We start from the raw sequence: 18,668 nt of genomic DNA, 5'->3' as shown, positions 1-18,668 counted from the left end.
CCTCAGGCACTGCGAGCGACCTTCCGGGTGAGGACGGCCCGCAGGTCCCGGCCGTCGACCACGAACGCGATGATCAGGAACACGGCGGCGGCGACCAGCGCGGCCAGCGCCCCCGTGCCGATGTTGCGGAGCTGCCCGGCGAGGCCGGGGGCGCCGACGCCGAGGAGCGCGGCCGTCCCGTAGCCCGCGCCGGCGCCCGCGGCGCCGCCCAGCAGCCCGGCGCCCAGCACGCGCCCGAGCTCGTGCACCGCACCGGCGCCCCGGGCGCGCAGCAGCGTGCCGACCAGCAGCACGCCCGCCACGGTCATGCCGACGGCGTTGCCCGCGCCGAGGCCCGCCACGACCCACTTCGGGGCGAGGACCCACAGCGTCAGCACCACGTCGACCGCCGCCACCACGACCCAGCCCACGACGACCGCGATCGCGCCCATCCGGCCGCGATGGCAGGCGTACAGGACGCGGCCGAGGTGCGCGACCAGCCCGTACCCGAGCAGGCCGGGCGCGAAGGCGAGCACCGCGCGCGCCAGCACGTCCTGCTGGTCGGGATGGCCGGGGTTGAACACCACCGAGACCGGCACCGCCACCGCCGCCAGCACGGCGGCCCCGGCGCACGAGACCAGGATCACCGCGCGCGTGGTGGCGGCGGTGACCTGGTCGAACCTGGCGTGCTCTCCGGCGCTCATCCGCGCGGACAGCATCGGGAACGCGCTGGTGGCGATCGGCACCGCCAGGATCGCCCAGGGCAGCAGGTAGATCGCCCAGGCGTACTGGTAGTTCGCCAGCGCGCCGCGGGTGCCGCGCGAGCTGAGCCGCACGATCAGCAGCGTCGACAGCTGCTGCGCCGCGACCGTCGCGATCCCCGCCAGTGCCAGCCGCCGCACGCGCCGCGCCACCCCGTCCGGGAACCGCAGCGTGGGACGCAGCCGCAGGCGCAGCCGCCACGCGGCGACCCCGGCGGTCGCGGCCATCGCGACGCCGCCGAGCGCCGTGCCGACCGACAGCGTCAGCTCGGCCTTCAGCGGCAGCCCGGCCAGGTCGTTCTCGAAACCCCGGCCGAGCGGGGCGTAGGCGACGTACGCGCCGATCACCACCAGGCTGGACACCAGCGGCGCCAGCGCGGGCGCCACGAACCGGCGGTGCGACTGCAGCAGCCCGTACAGCACGACGGCCGCCCCGTACATCACCATCTGCACGGACTGGATCGCCAGCATGTCCCCGCCGACGCGCACGACGTCGTCGCGCGAGCATCCCTGCAGATCCTTGGAGACCGCCAGGCTCATCAGCGGGTGGGAGAGCCCCGCCATGAGCGCCGTGAGCGGCAGCATCAGCAGCACGATCCAGGTCAGCAGCGCCGAGGCGGTCCGGCGGACCTCGGCGCGGTCGCCGCGCTCGGCGGGCCCGGCCAGCACCGGGACGACCATGCTGGCCAGCGCGCCGCCCGCCACGATCTCGTAGATGCTGCTGGGCAGCTGCGTCGCGCTGAAGTACGCCTGGCTCAGGCAGGACGTGGTGACCGTCTGCGAGAAGGAGTACGTCCGCCCGAACCCGGCGAGCCGCGCCAGCACGGTGATGACCCCGATCACCACGGCGGCGCCGGCGAGGCCGCCGGTCAGCCGCCGCAGCGCGGACCCGCGCGGCGGCGTCGTCACGGCGTCGCCGCCGTGTTCATCGTGCGGCCGGCCGCCCGCCGGCGGGTCGCTCGGCGGGGTGCGGGACGGGGTGTTGGCGGGCATCGGTGAGGGGCACTCGTCACGGAAGGCGCTGTCGGGATCGGCCGGGGGCGCCGCGATCCTACGCGGGGTCCGCGGTGACGCCGTCCCCGGCGGGACCCGACTGCGGCGGCACGTGCACCCGGAACGCGTCCTCCATGTCCGGCTTGTCGGCCTCGGTGGCGGCCGCGGGGGCGGGCGCCGCGACGGGGCGGCGGCCGAGCATGTCGATCCGGTTCAGCACCGGGTTCGCCGCGATGACCTTGGTGAAGCTGACGAACTCGCTGGCCGCGTTCAGCGCGACGAGCCCGCCCAGCACGGCCAGCCGGGGCCCGCGGCCGAGCCGCGTCGCGGCCAGCCCGAGCAGCGCGCCCAGCGCGTTGGAGCCGGTGTCGCCGAGCATCGCCCGCTCGGCGAGGTCCTCGGGGAGCAGCGCCGCGGCGGCGCCCAGCGGCGCGGCGACGACGGCCGACGACGGCCGGGCCAGCGCCAGCGGCGTCCCGGTGATGACGCCGACCTTGATGGCCCGGCCGGGCCGCAGGTCGAACAGGTTCATCAGGTTGGCGCTCCCGGCCACGATCGCGCCGTTCACGACGGTGTCGAACGCGCGGCCGCGCCGCGTCGGGGCGGGCGAGCCGGCGATCGCGGCGGCGGCCAGCCCGGTCACGCCGATGCCGATGATCTTCACCGCGCCGCTCGTCACCTCGCCGCGGGCGAGCGCGCCGAGATGGCCCTTGAAACCGCGGGACGACGCCGAGCCCGCCAGGTCGTCGTAGCCGCCGAGGATCCCGGACGCGGCGCCGGCGAGCAGCGCGGCGGCGCGGGTGCGGCCGGTGGCGCCGGGCGCGAGGAGCCCGGCCGCGGCGGCGCCCGCGACCAGCGCGGGGCCCTCCAGCAGCGTGACCGGCTCACCGCGGTGGTTGGTGCGGTCCCACACCTCCTCGCCCGGCAGGCCGTTGAGGCCCGGCGGGCGCCGCGTCAGCGCGACGTACGCGGCCCGCGCCGCGACGGCGCCGAGGCCCATCCCCGCCAGCAGCCGCGCGCCCCTCGCCGAACCCGAGGCGATGCGTCGGTTCATCAGGTCGTCACCCGCTCTTCCCCGCCGTGGGCGCGGGCGAGGGCAGGTAGCCGCTCGCGCCGGCGCCCGTCCCGTACTGTCCGGACTTGCCGTTCAGCTCGTTCTGCAGCGCCAGGATCGTCACGACCTGCCCGGACGAGGTGTCCACCATGTCGACGGCGGAGACCGAGTCGCCGGCGTCGGAGTCACGCAGCGCCGCGATCAGCCCGCCCTCCTGCGCGGAGGTGACGGGGCCTCCGACGACCGTACCGCGACCGGCGCCGTCGAGTGCGGTGGCCAGCGAGATCAGTGCCTTGTTGTCCTGGTCCCCGCCGTCGTAGGCGTACGGGTTGGCCGGCGCGACCATCACGGCAAGGGTGGCGTGCCGGCCGGGCTTGCCGCTGGTGGTGATGTACCCGGCCTGCTTGAAGCCGCTGAGCACGGCCCCGCCGGCGGCGTCCTCGCGGCCGGTCTTGGCGGGGTCGCGGGTGAGCAGCGCGTTCGCCAGCACCGCGCCCGCCTTGTCGTAGGAGCCGGCGCCCGACGGGAACTCCACGTCGTCGCTCTTCAGCTGGGTGGCCAGCTCGTCCAGGGTGCTCTGCTGGTCGTCGTCCAGCAGCTTCTTCTGGATCGTCACCCGGCCGGTGACGGCGGCGCCCGCGTCCTTGGCCAGCTCGCTGACCTGGTCGATGCTGTCGCTGCCGGCGCCCGGCGTCTCGATCAGCACGACGGACTGGCCCTTCAGCCGGTCCGCGACGAGCTGCGGCGACAGCACCTTGCTGAACTGCTCCTCCCCGTTCACCTGGTGCTGCAGCTGGCGCTGCTGGACCCGCGCCTCCTGGGCGCTGCGGGTCGCCGAGCTGACCTGCTTGCGCAGCGTGTCGCCGACCGAGTTGGACAGGGTGGTGGAGCCCAGCACGATGCCGAGCGCCAGCGCGAGGAAGATCGCGACGATGGAGACGAGGTGGTAGCGGAAATCGATCACGTGAAGAGTCCGGTCAGCCAGAAGACGAAGGCGTGCCAGCGGTCGGCCAGCAGGGGACTGATGACGTCCCCCGCCGGTGACATGGCGACGGCGGTGACGATGGCGACGAAGGCGCCGAGGACGAGGAACAGCAGCGACCAGGTGGAGATGCGGCTGCGGTACAGCCGGGAGACGCCCTTGGCGTCCACCAGCTTGCTGCCGACCCGGAGGCGGGTGAGGAACGTGCTGGCCATGCCGGCGCGGCCCTTGTCGAGGAACTCGACCATGTTGGCGTGCGTGCCGACCGCGACGATCAGGGTGGCGCCCTTGTCGTCGGCGAGCAGCATCGCGATGTCCTCGCTGGTGGCGGTCGCGGGGAAGACCACGGCCTCCTGGCCCAGCTCGTGCACCCGCTTCAGGCCGGGCGCCCGCCCGTCCCGGTAGGCGTGCACGACGATCTCCGCGCCGCAGGTCAGCGCGTCGTCGGAGACCGAGTCCATGTCGCCGACGATCATGTCGGGGCGGTAGCCGGCCTCCAGCAGCGCGTCCGCGCCGCCGTCCACCCCGATCAGGACCGGCCGGTACTCGCGGATGTAGGGCCGCAGGGTCGCGATGTCCTCGCGGTAGTGGTAGCCGCGGACCACGATCAGCGCGTGCCGGCCGTTGATCTTCGTGGCCACCTCGGGCACACCGACGCCGTCGATGAGCAGGTCGCGCTCGCGCTTGACGTACTCCATCGTGTTGGCGACGAACGCCTCGAGCTGGCTGGCGAGCCCCGCCTTGGCCTCGGTGAGCGCCGTCTCGACCGTCTCGGCGGTCTGCTCGGTGCCCTTGGCGACGACGTCCTCGCCGAGGAAGACCGACGCGCCCTCGACCCGGACCTGGTCGCCCTCGTGCAACTTGCCGAAGACCTCCGGGCCGACGTCGTCGACGAGCGGGACGCCGGCGTCCACCAGGATCTGCGGGCCCAGGTTCGGGTACCGGCCCGAGATGCTCGGGGCGACGTTCACCACCGCGCCGACCTGGCACGACACCAGCGCCTCGGCGCTGACGCGGTCGAGGTCGACATGGTCGATCACGGCGACCTCGCCGGGCTGCAGCCGCTTGGTCAGGTCCTTGGTGCGGCGGTCCAGCCGGACGGTCGCGCTGACCCCCTGCCGGCCGTCGTCGCGGCCGCGGCCGAGCGCGAGCACGCGGCGCGGCAGCGTCAGCCGCTGCGTCAGCCGGGCGCGCCGCTCGGTGGTGGGAGCCGGTTCGTTCATCGCCTGCCATCCTGCCAGAGCACGGGAGTAAAGGGCCGCAGGGACGATCGACGGGGCGTGTCCGGCCCGTCGCCCACCGTGTTCACTTGTGCGTTCTCCCTGTTCGCGGAGCGGCTAGCGTTCTTCGGCGGCCATGGCCAGCAGTTCCTCGGCGTGCGCCCGGCCGAGCTCGGAGTCCTCCAGGCCGGCGAGCATCCGGGACAGCTCCCGGATCCGGCCCTCCCGGTCCAGCGCGGTGACGCCGCTGCTGGTGACGGTGCCGTCGTCGGACTTCTCCACCAGCAGGTGCTGGTCGGCGAACGCGGCGACCTGCGGCAGGTGGGTGACGACGATCACCTGCGCGTTGCGGGCGAGGCGGGCGAGCCGGCGGCCGATCTCCACCGCCGCCTTGCCGCCGACGCCCGCGTCGACCTCGTCGAACACGAACGTGGGGACGGGGTCGGCGCCGGCGAACACCACCTCGATCGCCAGCATCACCCGGGACAGCTCGCCGCCCGACGCGCCCTTGTGCAGCGGCAGCGGCGGGGCTCCGGGGTGCGGGGCGAGCCGCACCTCGACCTCGTCGACGCCGTGCGGGCCGTAGTCGTCGGTCGGCGTGACCGTGACCACGACGCGGGCGTGCGGCATCGCCAGCGCGGTCAGCTCCGCGGTGACGGCCTCGGAGAACCGCTCGGCGGCGCGGCCGCGGACCGCGGTCAGCTCCGCCGCCTCGGCGGCGAGCCGCTCGGTCAGCTCGGCGTGCTCGGCGCGCAGCTCCTCGATGCGGTCGTCGTCGCCGTCCAGCTCGGTGAGGCGGGACGCCGACCGGCGCGCCCACTCCAGCACCTCCGCGACCGTCCCCTCCTCGCCGCCGTACTTGCGGACCAGCGAGGTCAGCTCGGCGCGCCGCTCCTGGACGGCGGCGAGCCGCGCCGGGTCGGCGTCCACGGACTCGGCGTAGGACGCGAGGTCGGTGCCGACGTCGGAGACGAGGTAGCCGGCCTCGGCGAGCCGGTCGGCGAGCGCCGCCAGCTCCGGGTCGTGCTCGCGGACGGCCTCCAGGGCGTTGCGGGCCTGGCCGAGCAGGCTCGTCACGTTCGCGGCCTCGAACGCGGCGGCGGCGTCGCCGAGCAGCGCCTCGTGCGCGGTGTCGGCCGCGCCGCGCAGCGCGTCGGCGTGCCCGAGCCGCTCCTCCTCGGCGGCGAGGTCGACGTCCTCGCCCTCCTTGGGGTCGACCTTCTCGATCTCCTCCAGGCCGAAGCGGAGCACGTCGGCCTCCTGCGTGCGCTCCCGCGACCGCGTCGTCAGCTCCTCCAGCAGCGCGCTGACCTGGCGGTGCCGCTGGTAGGCCTTGGTGTAGGCGCGCATCGGCTTGGTGAGGGCGGCGCCCGCGTACCGGTCCAGCGCGCCGCGCTGCCGCCCGGCCTGCAGGAGCCGCTGCTGGTCGGACTGGCCGTGCACGGCGACCAGGTCGTCGGCGAGGTTGATCAGCACGCTCACCGGGACGGACCGGCCGCCGAGGAACGCCCGGGAGCGGCCCTCCGCGGACACCGACCGCGTCACGATCAGCGCGCCGTCGTCCAGCTCGCCGCCGGACTCCTCGACCCGCTCGACCACCCGGCCGCCCGGGTCGACCACGATCCGCCCCTCCACGGTGGCGCGGCCGGCGCCGGGCCGGACCCGCTGCGGATCGGCGCGGCCGCCGAACAGCAGGCCGAGGCTCGTCACCACCATGGTCTTGCCGGCCCCGGTCTCGCCGGTCACCACGTTGAACCCCGGCGACAGATCGAGCACGGCCTCGTCGATCACGCCGAGGCCCTGGATCCGCACCTCATCGACCATCGGACGCACCAGCGTCACAACCCTCCGCAAACGAATCCCCGATCAGCGCCTGTGGAGATTATCCACTCTGCACGCCGGATGCTCCCCCGTCCGTCCCGGCGAGATCGGACGCCCCGCGCGCGGTACCTGTTCCGCCGCCGATCGTCTCCACCCCGGTGACCTGCGGAGCCTCCTCCGCTGGGGAGGGGGTCGCGGGCTGCCGGACCCGGCCCCGCCAGCCCGTCACCGGAAGCCCGAACTTGGTCACGAGCCGGTCGGTGAACGGGGTGAGGTGCAGCCGGGCGAGCCGGACCGGCTCGGTGCCGCGCCGCACCTCGACCCGGGCGCCGGGCGGCAGGTCGAGGGTCCGCTGTCCGTCGCACCACAGCACCGCGCGCGGCGTGTCCGCGAGCACCTCCACCGCGACCTGCGAGCGCGGCGAGACCACCAGCGGGCGGGCGAACAGCGAGTGCGCGCTGATCGGCACCACCAGCATCGCCTCCACCTCCGGCCACACCACGGGCCCGCCCGCGGAGAACGCGTACGCGGTCGACCCGGTCGGGGTGGCGCACACCACGCCGTCGCAGCCCCAGTTCGACAGGGGGCGCCCATCGATCTCGGCGACGACCTCCAGCATGCGCTCCCGCTCGGCCTTCTCGATGCTGGCCTCGTTCAGCGCCCACGTCGCGCCCATCAGGGTGCCGTTGCGGCGGACGGTGACGTCGATCGTCATCCGCTCCTCGACGTCGTAGCGGCGCGTCACCACCCGGTCGACGGTGGCGGCGAGGTCCTCCCGCTCGGCCTCGGCGAGGAACCCGACGTGCCCCAGGTTCACGCCCAGCAGCGGCGTCCCGGACGCGCGGGTGAGGTCGGCCGCGCGCAGCAGCGTCCCGTCGCCGCCGAGCACCATCACGACCTCGGCGCCCTCCGCGGCGGCCGCCGTGCTCGGCATCACGTCCACGCCCGCGCAGCCGATGTCCTCGGCCTCGCGGTCCAGGACCCGGACGCAGATCCCGGCCGCGCTGAGCCGCTCGATGACCAGCTGGGCGCTGCGGACCGCCTCCGGCCGCCCGGTGTGCGCCACGACCAGCACCGACCTCTTGCTCATACCCTCGCCCCACTCCCCGGCCCGACCCGGCGTGCCGACGTCCTCTCGACGAACGCCCCACCCGCGGACGTTCCCGCCGCGGGCGGCGTTCTCCGGGCCGCTGTGTTCTCGGACGCCCTCTGTACGGCCGCGCGCGCACGCACGATCACTGCGGGCCCTCCGCGATCGCCTTCTCCAGGTCGGCGTCGTCCAGGGGCGGCGCGCCGGCCCGCAGCCACAGGAAGTACTCGACGTTCCCCGACGGCCCGGGCAGCGGGCTCGCGGTCACGCCGAGGACGCCGAGCCCGAGCGTCGCGGCGTGCCGGGCGACCCCGCGGACCGCCTCGGCGCGCAGCTCCGGGTCGCGGACGACGCCGCCGGCGCCGACCCGGTCCTTGCCGACCTCGAACTGCGGCTTGACCATCATCGCGTAGTCGGCGGCGGGATCGGCGCACCGCTGCACGGGGCCGAGGACGAGCTTGAGCGAGATGAACGACAGGTCGCCGACCACCAGGCCGGGCCGGGCGCCGCCGAGCGTCCCGGGCTCCAGGTCGCGGATGTTGACCCGTTCGATCACCGTGACCCGCTCGTCGGTCCGCAGGGACCAGGCGATCTGCCCGTACCCGACGTCGACGGCGTACACGTGCGCGGCGCCCGCGCGCAGCAGCACGTCGGTGAACCCGCCGGTCGAGGCGCCGGCGTCGAGGCACACGCGGCCCTCGGTCTCCAGGCCGTGGAACGCCTTCAGGGCGCCGGCGAGCTTGTGGCCGCCGCGCGAGACGTACTCGGGGCCGCCGGCGGCCTCGTCCACGAGGATCGCCGCGCCCGTCTCGACCTGCGTCGCGGGCTTGGTCGCGCGCTGCCCGGCGACCCTGACCCGGCCGTCGGCGATCAGCTGGCTCGCGTGCTCGCGGGACCGGGCGAGCTCGCGCCGCACCAGCTCGGCGTCCAGCCGCCGCCTCACCGCCATCGTCGCGCCCCCGCGATCGTCACCACCGGGCTCACGGGCGGGGGCGCAGGGAGTCGGGGAACGCGGGCCGGGGCTGCGGCACCGCCGGACCCGCCTCGGCGGAGGGGCCCTCCGCCCCGGCCAGCAGGTCCTGGAGGCGCTGGTGGACGCCCTCGAAGATCTCGACGTGGCCGGGGACGGGCCGTCCGGCCAGGTCGGCCAGACGCGCGACGGCCTCGTCCACCCGCGGGTCGCCGGTGGGCTCGGGCGGCGGCGCGGCCGGGAGGCCCGGTTCCCCGCCGCCTGCCTCGGCCGGCGGGACCGGCGCCGGTCCCGGCGTCGCCGCGGGCTCGTCGGACATCACGTGTACCTCCCCTTGGGTCCTCCCGGCGCGGGCGGCGAGTCGCCGCACGGCCACTGCGAACGCTACCGTCCCAGAACGACATCGTTGCCGATCGAACGGGGAACGGCCTGACCATGGCGAACGAGGACGACTGCCGGACGGCGCTCGACCGGATCGCGGAGCGGCTGGCGGAAGTGGACGCCGACCGGTTCGCCGAGCACGTGGTCGAGCGCACGATCAGCTGCCGCATCCCCGATCTCGGGCTGGCCTACCGGACGCGCCTGCACGTGGGCGGCCTGGACCCGTTCGAGCCCGCCGCCGACCCGGCCTCGGCCCAGGTCCGCCTGACCGTGGACAGCGACGACCTCGTCGCCATGGCGCACGAGGAGCTGAACCCGGCCAAGGCGTGGGCGGCCGGCCGCCTCAAGGTCGAGGCGAGCGTGTTCGACCTGCTGCGGCTGCGCAGGCTGCTGTGATCGCCCGGTTCGCCCCTGTCGACCCGGTCGCCCCGGTCAGCGCAGGCGGGGCAGCCGCAAGGCGCCCAGCGCTCCGCTGAGCGCCTCCGCCGCCGGCGGGGCCGCGTCCTGCCAGGCGGCGGACGCGAGGGCGCGCAGGCCGTCGTAGGGCTCGCCGGAGCCCGTGATCTCGAACCGGTCGCCGTCCTGGGTCACCGTCCAGCCGCCGCAGGAGTGCCGGCCCCCGTCCCGCGCGACCTCGGGGTGCGGGACGAGCAGCCCGGTCAGGTCGTGCGCGAGGTAGGTGGGGCGCTGGTGGGGCGGCGCCGTGAGGGCCTGGACGTGGTCGGTGACGCCCGTGAAGACGAGCAGGCTGTCGGCGCCGCCGTTGAGGGCGCCCTCGATGTCGGTGTCGAGCCGGTCCCCGACGACCAGGGGGCGTTCGGCGCCCGTCCGCATGATCGACTCCTGGTGCAGCGGCCGCTCGGGCTTGCCGGTCACGATCGGCTCGACGCCCGTGGCCGAGCTGATCACGCGCAGCAGCGCCCCGTTGCCCGGGTGCAGCGGCCCGTCGCCGCCCGGGATCGTCAGGTCGCGGTTGGAGCCGACGAACAGGGCGCCCATGCCGACCGCCTGGGCGCCCTCCGACAGCAGCCCGTACGACAGCCGCGGGTCGTAGCCCTGCACGACCGCCGGGGGGCGCCCGGACGCCACCGACACCGGCCGCAGCCCCCGCGCGTACAGGGCCTGCCGCAGCCCCATCCCGCCGACGACCAGCACCTCGGACCCGGCGGGCAGCCGCTCGGCCAGCAGCCGCGCGGCGGCCTGCGCCGAGGTCACCACGTCGTCGGCCTGCGCGGGGACGCCGACATCGTTGAGCAGCGCCGCCACCGCGGACGGCGTCCGGGACGCGTTGTTGGTCACGAACGCCAGCCGCTGACCCGCCGCGCGGGCCTTCGCGAGCGACTCGGCCGCCGCCGGGACGGGCCTCCGGCCGACGTACACGACGCCGTCGAGGTCCAGCAGGGCGACGTCGTACGCCTCGCTCAGGGGACGGTCACTGCCCTTCATCGCACGCTCCTCGGGATCGGGGGGCAAAGCCTTGATCGGGGGGCTGACGGGGGCGGAGGGGGTCACTTGCGGGACGCGAGGGTCGCTCGGGCGTGCCGCAGCGCCCGCGCGTAGTCCTGGTTCTCCGGACGCATCGCCGCCGCGAGCGCGAGATGCTCGACCGCGCCCTCGAAGTCGCCCATCCGGCTGAGCGACAACCCTAGCCCGAACCGCGCGTAGTCCTCGGCGGGCTCCTCCTCGACGATGCTCTGGAAGCTCTCGGCCGCCGCGCCGAACTGCCGCGCCCCGAACTGCGCGCGGGCGAGCGCCTCCCGGATGCTGTGCGACGCCGGCTCGGCCTCCGCGGCCCTGGTCAGCAGCTGCAGCGCGGCCGCCGCGCTCCCGGAGCGGAGCAGCTCCAGCCCCCGCGTGTACCACTCGTAGACGCCTCCGCCCGGAGCGGCGGGATGCTCGCCGGGGGCGTCGCCTTGGGAATCGTCCGGGCGTCCCTGTCCTTCACCACTCATGTGGACCTCCCATCGGACCTTGATCACGACGACGGTACCCGGCCGACGCGCGGAGGCCCGTCGCTGATTACCATGCCCACAGTGGACGACGACCTCCCCTCCGGGCTCGGACCGGAACAGTTCAGCGCCCGGATCTTCGGGTCCGCAGGCCCCGCGACGGGCGGCGGGCTGGACCTGGCGCCGTTCCGCGGCGTCCGGTTCGTCCCCGAACGGGCGGGCGACCTGGCCGAGGTGACCACTCCCCCGTACGACCTGGTGGACGACGCGGAGGTCGGCCGTCTGCTGTCGGGCGGGGGGCACAACATCGTCCGGCTGAACATGCCGCGCTCCGCCGGGGAGAGCTACCGGGAGGCGGGCGAGACGCTGCGCCGCTGGCTCGCCGAGGGGGTGCTCACCACCGACCCCGACCCGGCCCTGTACGTCTACGAGGCGGCCAAGGACGGGACGGTGCTGCAGCGCGGCCTGATCGGCGCGCTCGGGCTGCGCGCGGAGGCCGACCGGGTCGTCCTGCCGCACGAGAACGTGTTCCCGGGCCCCGTCCGCGACCGGCTGGCGCTGATGGCGGCGGCGCGCGCCAATCTCGAACCGATCTTCCTGGTGTACGAGGGCGGGGGCGACGCGGCCCGGATCGTCGACGACGCCGCGGAACGGGAGCCGCTGCTGGGCTTCCGCGCCGACGACGGGCTCACGCACCGGCTGTGGCGCATCGCCGATCCCGCGCTGCACGCCCGCGTCTCCGCCGACCTGCGCGGCAAGCAGGCCCTGATCGCCGACGGCCACCACCGGTACGCCACGTACCGCGCCCTGCAGGCGCGCCACCACGCCGCCGGGGACGGCTCCGGCCCGTGGGACCGGGGTCTGTCGCTGCTCGTCGACTCGACGCGGTATCCGCCGCATCTCGGCGCGATCCACCGCGTCCTGCCGGGCCTGGCGCCCGGTGAGGCCGTCGAGCGCGCGCGCGACGCCTTTCACGTCACCGAGTTCGAGGACGAGAACCAGGCCGTGCGCGCCCTGGGCGAAGCACAGGGCGCCGCGTTCCTGCTCGGCGGCGGCGAGAGGCTCCACCTGCTCACCGGCCCCGACCCGGCCGCGCTGGCCCGCGTGATGCCGTCCGAGCACTCCCCACGCTGGCGCCGCCTGGACACCGCGATCCTCGACCACCTGCTCGTCGGGGACCTGTGGAACGTCCCGGAGAACGAGAACGCCATCGAGGTCGTGCACGACGACCCGTCCGCCGCCCTCGACCGGGCCCGCCGCGCGGGCGGCACCGCCGTCGTCCTCAACCCGCTGAAGGTGGCGGACGTCCTGGCCGTCGCGAACGGCGGCGAGCGGGTGCCGCGCAAGTCCACCTCGTTCGGCCCGAAGCCCCGGACGGGCCTCGTGCTGCGCCTCCTCGACCCGGAAGGCGAACGATGACCGACCGCACCATCGACAAGATCGCCTGGATCCTGCTGGACGGGGGCCGCATCCTCAGCACCCGCTCACGCGGGAAGGACGTCTACTACCTTCCGGGAGGCAAGCGGGAGCCCGGCGAGTCCGACGTGCGGACGCTCGTCCGCGAGGTCAAGGAGGAGCTGACCGTCGACGTCCTGCCGGAGACGGCCGCCCACCTCGGCACCTGGGAGGCGCAGGCGCACGGGCACGCCGGCGGCGTCACCGTCCGGATGACCTGCTACACCGCCGACCACACCGGCACGCCCGCGCCGAGCAGCGAGATCGAGGAGATCGCCTGGCTCGGGTACGCCGACCGCGGCCGCGTGTCGCCCGTCGACCAGCTGATCTTCGACGACCTGCACGCGGCGGGCCGGCTGCGCTGACCGCCGCCCCGCCCGCCGGGGCCGTTCAGGGGCGGCCCCGGGTGGCCGGGGCGGGCCGGCGGGGGCGATGATCTGCCCATGAACTCCTCGAACATCACGGCGCTCGGCGGAGGCGTCTACGAGATCGACACCCTGCTGGCGGGCCACTCCGGCATCACCGCCGCGTACCTGATCCTCGCCGACCGGCCGTGCCTGATCGAGCCGGGGACCGCCGGCTCGGCGCCCGTCGTCCAGCAGGCGCTGAGCGAGCTCGGCGTCGGCGCGGACGACCTCGCGAGCGTCGTGGTCACCCACATCCACCTCGACCACGCGGGCGGCGTCGGCGACATCGCCGCGCTGTACCCGCAGGCCGAGATCGTCGTGCACGAGAAGGGTGCCCGGCACCTCGCCGACCCGTCCCGCCTCATGCGCAGCGCCCGCATGGTGTGGGGCGACGCCCTCGACGCCCTGTTCGGCGAGCTGAAGCCGACCGACTCCGCGCGCATCCGCGCCGTCGAGGACACCGGCGTGATCGATCTCGGCGGCGGCCGGCGGCTGGAGTCGCACTACTCCCCCGGTCACGCCAAGCACCACGTCGGGCTCGTCGACTCCGGCACCGGCGACCTGTACGTGGGCGACGCCGCCGGCATCTACATCCCGGAGACGGCGGACGTGCGGCCCGCCACCCCGCCGCCGGACTTCGACCTCGACACGGCGCTGGCGTCGCTCGGCCGGTTCCGCGACCTCGGCCCGCAGCGGCTGCTGTTCGCGCACTACGGCCCGGTGACCGAGGTCGAGGACACGCTGGAACGCTCCGCCGAGGAGCTGCGCGTCTGGGTCGACGCGGTCCGCGCAGCCAGGGACCAGGGTCTCGAGCTGGACCACGCCGTGGCGATGGTGGTGGAGCGCACGAAGGACCGCTACGCCATCAACAGCGCCGACCTCGACCCCGAGCTGGCCGCCAAGTACGACGTCCTCAACAGCCCGGCCAACAACGTCGCGGGCATCATGCACGCCTTGGACCGGCACGCCTGACCGGCGGCGCGGCCTACGCGCCCGCCCCGGCGGACCGGGCGTCGCTCTCCGGCCGGAGCAGGCGGGCGCGGAACAGCTCCAGGACCTGCTCGAGCGCGTCGCGCGTGGGCTGTCCGGGCTCGTCGATGAGGTGCTCGGTGAGGACCGAGTGCGGCCTGAGCAGGGCGTCCGGGTTCGCCGCCGAGTCGTCCAGTTCCACGGCGACGAACGCGTCCCCGAGCTGGCGGCGCAGGAAGGCGAACCGTTCGCCGGGGACGAGCCGGTCGCCGCGGAACCGCAGGCCGAGCACCGTCAGGTCGTCCGCGCCGCGCCGCTTCACCGCCGCGAGGTCCGCGGGCGCGATGTCGATCGTGCGCCGCTGCGCGCGGGTGACCGGCAGCGGCAACGACGGCTGGGACAGCACGGCCGCGAGGAGCCGGTCGTCGGCGGCCATCGCCAGCGCGAACCCGCCGGTGAAGCACATGCCCACGGCACCGACGCCGGGCCCGCCGCATTCGGCGTGCTCGCGCGCGGCCAGCGCGCGCAGCCAGCCCACGATCGGCGAGGTCCGCCCCGTGGCGAGCTTGGTGAACTCGCGGCGGACGCAGAGCGGGGCCATGGCGCGGACGCCGTAGGCGACGGTGCCGGACCAGCCGTGCGCCGCGGGGTCGGGGTCGCGCCCGGCCGCCCCGAAGAGGTCCGGCAGCACGACGGTCAGGCCCAGGTCGCGGACGCGCCGGGCGAACGCGAGCACCTTCGGGGTGATGCCCGGGACCTCCGCCATCACGATGACGGCGGGCCCGGTCCCCGACCGGAACACGCGGTGGGACGCGCCCCCGTGCGCGAAGGACCCGCGGGTGAAGTCGGACATGCTGTCGTCGGCCATGACGCGGCCCTTCCGTCGCACCGGACCCGGCCTGCCGCGCGGGCCGCCGAGCAGAGTTATTGACACACTATCGAATAACTCGTCCGCGGCCTCCCCGCCCGCTGAGCCCGCGCTCAGGCCGGGCGGCGGTCACCGCTTCCGGGCCACGCCGCCCCACATCCCGGTCGTGTCCGACGGCGCCGCGTCCGCGTCGGGACGCCAGTCCTGGACCGGGACGACGCCCGGATCGAGGAGGTCGAGCCCGGAGAGGAACGCACCGACACCGTCGCGGGTGCGGAAGGTCACGCGGAAGCCCATCGCCTTGGTGAGGGCGTCCTCCGCGGCCGCCATCCGCTCGGGCATCTGGTCGATGCCCGGATGGGTGACGGCGAGGAAGCTGCCGGGCGCGAGGGCGTCCAGCAGCGTGCGGACGATGCCGCGCGGGTCGTCGTCGTCCGGGATGCAGTGCAGCACCGCGATCAGCAGCAGGCCCACCGGGCGCTCGAAGTCGAGCAGCCGCGCGGCCTCCTCCAGGATCCGGCCCGTGTCGCGCAGATCGGCGTCCACGAACGCGGTCGGCGCGGTCACGCCGGACAGCAGGGCGCGCGCGTGCGCGAGCACGATCGGATCGTTGTCCGCGTACACCACCCGGCACTCGGGGTCGGCGGCCTGCGCGACCATGTGCGTGTTGTCCGCGGTGGGGATGCCCGTGCCGATGTCGAGGAACTGCGTGACGCCGTGCCCGACCATCGTCCGCACGGCGCGGCTCAGGAAGGCCCGGTTCGCGGTGACGCCCGGCTTGATCGTCGGCGTCGCGAGCATCACCTGCTCCGCGGCCGCCCGGTCGGAGGCGAAGTTGTCCTTGCCGCCCAGCCAGTAGTCGTAGATCCGCGCGATGTGCGGGGTCTCGACGTCGATGCCCTTCGGGGGGACCTCTTCCGCACCGGCGATCACGCGGCACAGCCTAGCCGCGAACCCCGGCAAGAGATCTTCATTCGGTTCTTTCGGGCCTTCCGTCCGTCGCGAAGGCCGGACCCGGTCTCCGGACGCACCGAGCGGCACGTCCGGAGACCGGCTCAGCGGGTCAGCCGCCGGCCTTCGGACCCTCGTCCGGACCGCCGGGCTCGTCCTCGCCGGCCTCCCCTTCCGCGGGAGGCTCTGGCTCGACGGCGGCCTGGTCGAGATCGGGTTCCGGCTCGGCGGTCTTCGGCTCGAGGAACACCGCGGGCGCCTCGGGGACCTCCTCCCGCGCAGGCTCCAGGATCTCGGGATCGGCGGGCTTGAACTGGATGTCCGTCGCCGTGACGATCTCCGGCACCTCCGCGGCCGGCTCCTCGCGCACCTCCGCGACCGGCTCGGCGGGCGGCGCCACGGCCTCGCCGGCCTCGCCCGTGTCGCCCGTGTCGCCGCCGTCTGCGGCCGTGTCCTCCGGCACCTGCTGCGAGTCGAGGTCCTCGGCGGACTCCTCGCCGTCGTCCTCCGTGTCGAGGATGTGGAGTCCTTCGAGCTCCGCGTAGCGTTCGGCGGCGTCGGTCTCGCCGTCGCGGTCCGCGGCCGCCGCGCGGGCGAACCAGTCGGACGCCTCGCCCTCGCGGCCCGCCTCGGCGAGCGCGTCGGCGTAGGCGTAGAAGAGCCGCGCCGACCAGGGCCTCAGCCGCCGGTCCCGCAGCTCGGGGATCTGCAGCGTCACCACGGCCGCGTCGTACTGGCCGAGGTCGCGGCGCACGCCCGACTCCACGATGCGCAGCTCCACCCGCCCCATCGGGTCGAGCCGGTCCGCCTCCGGCGACTTGATCACGTCGAGGGCGCGCTCGGGACGTCCCATCCCGCGTTCGCAGTCGGCCATGACGGGCAGGTACGAGTCGTCGCCCGCGCCCAGCCTGCGGGCCGCCCGCAGCTCGGCGAGCGCCTCGGCCCACTCCCCCGTCTGGTACGCGGCGATCCCGGCGGCCTCCCGGACGATGCCGACGCGCGACGCGAGCCGGCGCGCGGCGCGGGCGTGCTTGTACGCCTGCTCCGGCTCCTCCTCGGAGAGCCGCCCCGCCATCACCAGATGCCGCGCCACGCGCTCCGCGAGGTCCTTCGGCAGCGTCCGCAACTCGGCGCGCGCCTCCGCGTCCAGCTCCTCACCGGTGACGTCGTCGGGCAGCAGCGGATCGTCGTGCTTGGGTGCCGGACGCTCCCGCTCGACCTCCGCTGGACGGCCGCGCCCCGGGCCGTGCGGGCGCCCGCCCCGCTCCTCGGGACGCCCGGGTCCGCGACCGCGGAACCCTCCGCCGTCGCGCTGGCCGCGCGGCCGTTCCCGATCACCCTCGAACCGGCGCCCACCGGGCCGCTCCTGACGGAACCCTCCGCCGGGACGGCCGCCGTCGCGCCCGCCGCGCTCGTCGCGGTCCTGGAACCGGCGTTCCTTCGGCCGCCCCTCGGACCCGCGCTCGCCCTGCCGGCCGCCGGGACGGGACTCGCGAGGCCCACCCGAGCGCGCTTCACCGCGCGGCCCACCGGGCCGGCCACCGCGGCTCTCGTCCCGAGGTCCGCGCCCGCCGCCGAAGCCGCCCTCACGACGCGGACCCTGGCCGCCGCGCTGGCCGCCGAAGCCGCCTTCACGGCGCTCGCCGCGCGGACCCTGGCCGCCACCACGCGGCCCGCCGAAGCGCCCTTCGCGGTTTCCACCACCGGCGCCCTGGCCGCCACGCGGACCACCGAAGCCGCCCTCGCGACGCTCACCACGAGGCCCGCCGAAACCGCCCTCACGGCGCTCACCGCGCGGACCGGCGAAACCGCCCTCACGACGCGGACCCTGGCCGTCGCGCGGACCGCGGAAACCGCCTTCACGGCGCTCACCGCGCGGACCCTGGCCGCCACCACGCGGCCCGCCGAAGCGCCCTTCGCGGTTTCCACCACCGGCGCCCTGGCCGCCACGCGGACCACCGAAGCGGTCATCGCGACGCTCTGCACGAGGGCCACCGAAGCGCTGTTCGCGGCCCTCGCCGCCCGGGCCCTGGCCGCCGCCGGAGCGACCGCCACCGGCGCCCTGTCCGGTACGCGGTCCGCCCGGCCCGGTGCGAGGGCCGCCCTGGCCGCCGAAGCGCCCGTCACCACGGCCACCCGGCTTCCCGCCACGCGGACCGCCGGACGTGCCGGAACGTCGCTCATCGCGGGGCCCGGCGTTCCGGCGCTCGCCACCGGCGCCGCCGAACCGTCCTTGTCCCCGCTCGCCGCCGCGTCCGCCGCCGAAACGGTCATCACGCCGCTCGCGCGGGGCTCCCTCGCCGCCGCGACGGTCGTCGTTCCCCCGGACCGGGCGGTCGGAGGGCCGATCGTTCCGCCGGCCCTGACCCTCGCGCCCCTTCCAGCCGCCCCCGGCCCCGGGACGGCCGCTGCCGCCCTTGGGACCGCCGTTGCGAGGCGCGGATCCGCGAGGACCGCCGCTTCCGCGCGCACCGGACCCGCCGGTGCCCCCACGAGCGCCGGGCGCGCTCCGCCCGCCGTTCTTCCCCCGCCGCTCGCGGTTCTCGTCGCTGCGGCCGTCCTCTTCCGCGCTCATCACGTCCGTCACTGTTCTTGATGGTGGTTCGTGGACTCCTGCAGCCTACTTCGGCAGGTCCATGACATGCGTCGAGGGCCGCCCCCGAAAAACGGGGTGCGACCCTCGACCAATATATGTCCGGCGGTGTCCTACTCTCCCACACAGTCTCCCATGCAGTACCATCGGCGCTGAAGGGCTTAACTTCCGGGTTCGGAATGGGACCGGGTGTTTCCCCTCCGCCATAACCACCGAACGCCTCAC

General features: G+C 75.3%; 18 protein-coding genes and 1 rRNA gene. 5 read left to right on the top strand and 14 right to left on the bottom strand.

Features of this window, described 5'->3' with window-relative positions; translation table 11 throughout:
* Positions 1–2: 2 nt before the first annotated feature.
* From murJ to J4557_RS18065, 8 genes are all read right to left on the bottom strand, one after another.
* Complete coding sequence (gene murJ, locus J4557_RS18100; protein ID WP_208267897.1) at positions 3–1,733, bottom strand: murein biosynthesis integral membrane protein MurJ; 1,731 nt, start codon at positions 1,731–1,733, stop codon at positions 3–5.
* A gap of 58 nt (positions 1,734–1,791) precedes the next feature.
* Entirely contained in the window at positions 1,792–2,787 is a 996-nt protein-coding gene (locus tag J4557_RS18095; RefSeq protein WP_243775968.1) for a hypothetical protein, read from the bottom strand.
* A 7-nt stretch (positions 2,788–2,794) separates the two neighbouring features.
* The gene (locus tag J4557_RS18090; protein ID WP_208267896.1) at positions 2,795–3,751 is read right to left on the bottom strand and encodes a copper transporter; all 957 of its coding nucleotides are present in this window, start codon (positions 3,749–3,751) and stop codon (positions 2,795–2,797) included.
* Positions 3,748–4,992, bottom strand: a complete 1,245-nt coding sequence (steA, locus tag J4557_RS18085; protein ID WP_208267895.1) for a putative cytokinetic ring protein SteA — start codon at positions 4,990–4,992, stop codon at positions 3,748–3,750. Before steA ends, J4557_RS18090 begins: the two co-directional genes overlap by 4 nt.
* Positions 4,993–5,106: 114 nt before the next feature.
* Complete coding sequence (recN, locus tag J4557_RS18080) at positions 5,107–6,813, bottom strand: DNA repair protein RecN (protein WP_208267894.1); 1,707 nt, start codon at positions 6,811–6,813, stop codon at positions 5,107–5,109.
* Positions 6,814–6,871: 58 nt separating this feature from the next.
* Positions 6,872–7,900: an NAD kinase gene (locus J4557_RS18075; RefSeq protein ID WP_208267893.1), complete on the bottom strand. Its 1,029-nt coding sequence runs from the start codon at positions 7,898–7,900 to the stop codon at positions 6,872–6,874.
* A 145-nt stretch (positions 7,901–8,045) separates the two neighbouring features.
* Positions 8,046–8,849 (bottom strand): TlyA family RNA methyltransferase, encoded by an 804-nt coding sequence (locus J4557_RS18070; protein WP_208267892.1) that lies wholly within the window; start codon positions 8,847–8,849, stop codon positions 8,046–8,048.
* Between the two features lie 31 nt (positions 8,850–8,880).
* Positions 8,881–9,189, bottom strand: coding sequence for a hypothetical protein (locus J4557_RS18065; protein ID WP_208267891.1), 309 nt, complete (start codon positions 9,187–9,189; stop codon positions 8,881–8,883).
* Between the two features lie 116 nt (positions 9,190–9,305).
* Between J4557_RS18065 and J4557_RS18060 the strand changes: the two genes are divergently transcribed.
* A complete protein-coding gene (locus J4557_RS18060) occupies positions 9,306–9,647 on the top strand; it encodes an SCP2 sterol-binding domain-containing protein (RefSeq protein WP_208267890.1) in 342 nt (113 codons plus the stop codon).
* Between the two features lie 36 nt (positions 9,648–9,683).
* On the opposite strand, the gene J4557_RS18055 is transcribed toward J4557_RS18060, so the two are convergent.
* Together J4557_RS18055 and J4557_RS18050 are read right to left on the bottom strand one after the other, a co-directional pair.
* Positions 9,684–10,697 (bottom strand): HAD-IIA family hydrolase, encoded by a 1,014-nt coding sequence (locus J4557_RS18055; protein ID WP_208267889.1) that lies wholly within the window; start codon positions 10,695–10,697, stop codon positions 9,684–9,686.
* Between the two features lie 62 nt (positions 10,698–10,759).
* Positions 10,760–11,203, bottom strand: a complete 444-nt coding sequence (locus J4557_RS18050) for a tetratricopeptide repeat protein (protein ID WP_208267888.1) — start codon at positions 11,201–11,203, stop codon at positions 10,760–10,762.
* 72 nt (positions 11,204–11,275) lie between these two features.
* On the opposite strand from J4557_RS18050, the gene J4557_RS18045 reads away from it, so the two are divergent.
* The 3 genes from J4557_RS18045 to J4557_RS18035 all read left to right on the top strand — a co-directional run bounded on the left by J4557_RS18045 (position 11,276) and on the right by J4557_RS18035 (position 14,034).
* A complete protein-coding gene (locus tag J4557_RS18045; RefSeq protein ID WP_208267887.1) occupies positions 11,276–12,619 on the top strand; it encodes a DUF1015 family protein in 1,344 nt (447 codons plus the stop codon).
* Positions 12,616–13,020 carry an NUDIX hydrolase gene (locus J4557_RS18040; RefSeq protein WP_208267886.1) on the top strand — a complete coding sequence of 135 codons (405 nt, stop codon included), beginning with the start codon at positions 12,616–12,618 and terminating at the stop codon, positions 13,018–13,020. Before J4557_RS18045 ends, J4557_RS18040 begins: the two co-directional genes overlap by 4 nt.
* A gap of 78 nt (positions 13,021–13,098) precedes the next feature.
* A complete protein-coding gene (locus tag J4557_RS18035) occupies positions 13,099–14,034 on the top strand; it encodes an MBL fold metallo-hydrolase (RefSeq protein WP_208267885.1) in 936 nt (311 codons plus the stop codon).
* Between the two features lie 13 nt (positions 14,035–14,047).
* Here the strand turns inward: J4557_RS18035 and J4557_RS18030 are convergent, their stop codons facing one another.
* The 3 genes from J4557_RS18030 to J4557_RS18020 all read right to left on the bottom strand — a co-directional run bounded on the left by J4557_RS18030 (position 14,048) and on the right by J4557_RS18020 (position 16,943).
* The gene (locus J4557_RS18030) at positions 14,048–14,899 is read right to left on the bottom strand and encodes a dienelactone hydrolase family protein (protein ID WP_208267884.1); all 852 of its coding nucleotides are present in this window, start codon (positions 14,897–14,899) and stop codon (positions 14,048–14,050) included.
* Positions 14,900–15,028: 129 nt separating this feature from the next.
* Entirely contained in the window at positions 15,029–15,832 is an 804-nt protein-coding gene (locus J4557_RS18025; RefSeq protein ID WP_208267883.1) for an SAM-dependent methyltransferase, read from the bottom strand.
* Positions 15,833–15,962: 130 nt separating this feature from the next.
* A complete protein-coding gene (locus J4557_RS18020) occupies positions 15,963–16,943 on the bottom strand; it encodes a prolipoprotein diacylglyceryl transferase (protein WP_307799946.1) in 981 nt (326 codons plus the stop codon).
* On the opposite strand from J4557_RS18020, the gene J4557_RS18015 reads away from it, so the two are divergent.
* Positions 16,932–18,446: a hypothetical protein gene (locus tag J4557_RS18015; RefSeq protein ID WP_208268144.1), complete on the top strand. Its 1,515-nt coding sequence runs from the start codon at positions 16,932–16,934 to the stop codon at positions 18,444–18,446. The two genes, J4557_RS18020 and J4557_RS18015, sit on opposite strands and share 12 nt — an antisense overlap.
* 97 nt (positions 18,447–18,543) lie before the next feature.
* Here J4557_RS18015 and rrf read toward each other — a convergent pair.
* Positions 18,544–18,660: ribosomal RNA gene (rrf, locus tag J4557_RS18010) — 5S ribosomal RNA — on the bottom strand.
* Positions 18,661–18,668 lie beyond the last annotated feature (8 nt).

The sequence above is a fragment of the Actinomadura nitritigenes genome (assembly GCF_017573545.1).
Lineage (GTDB): Bacteria > Actinomycetota > Actinomycetes > Streptosporangiales > Streptosporangiaceae > Spirillospora > Spirillospora nitritigenes.
This window is presented reverse-complemented; position numbering and strand designations above follow the sequence as displayed.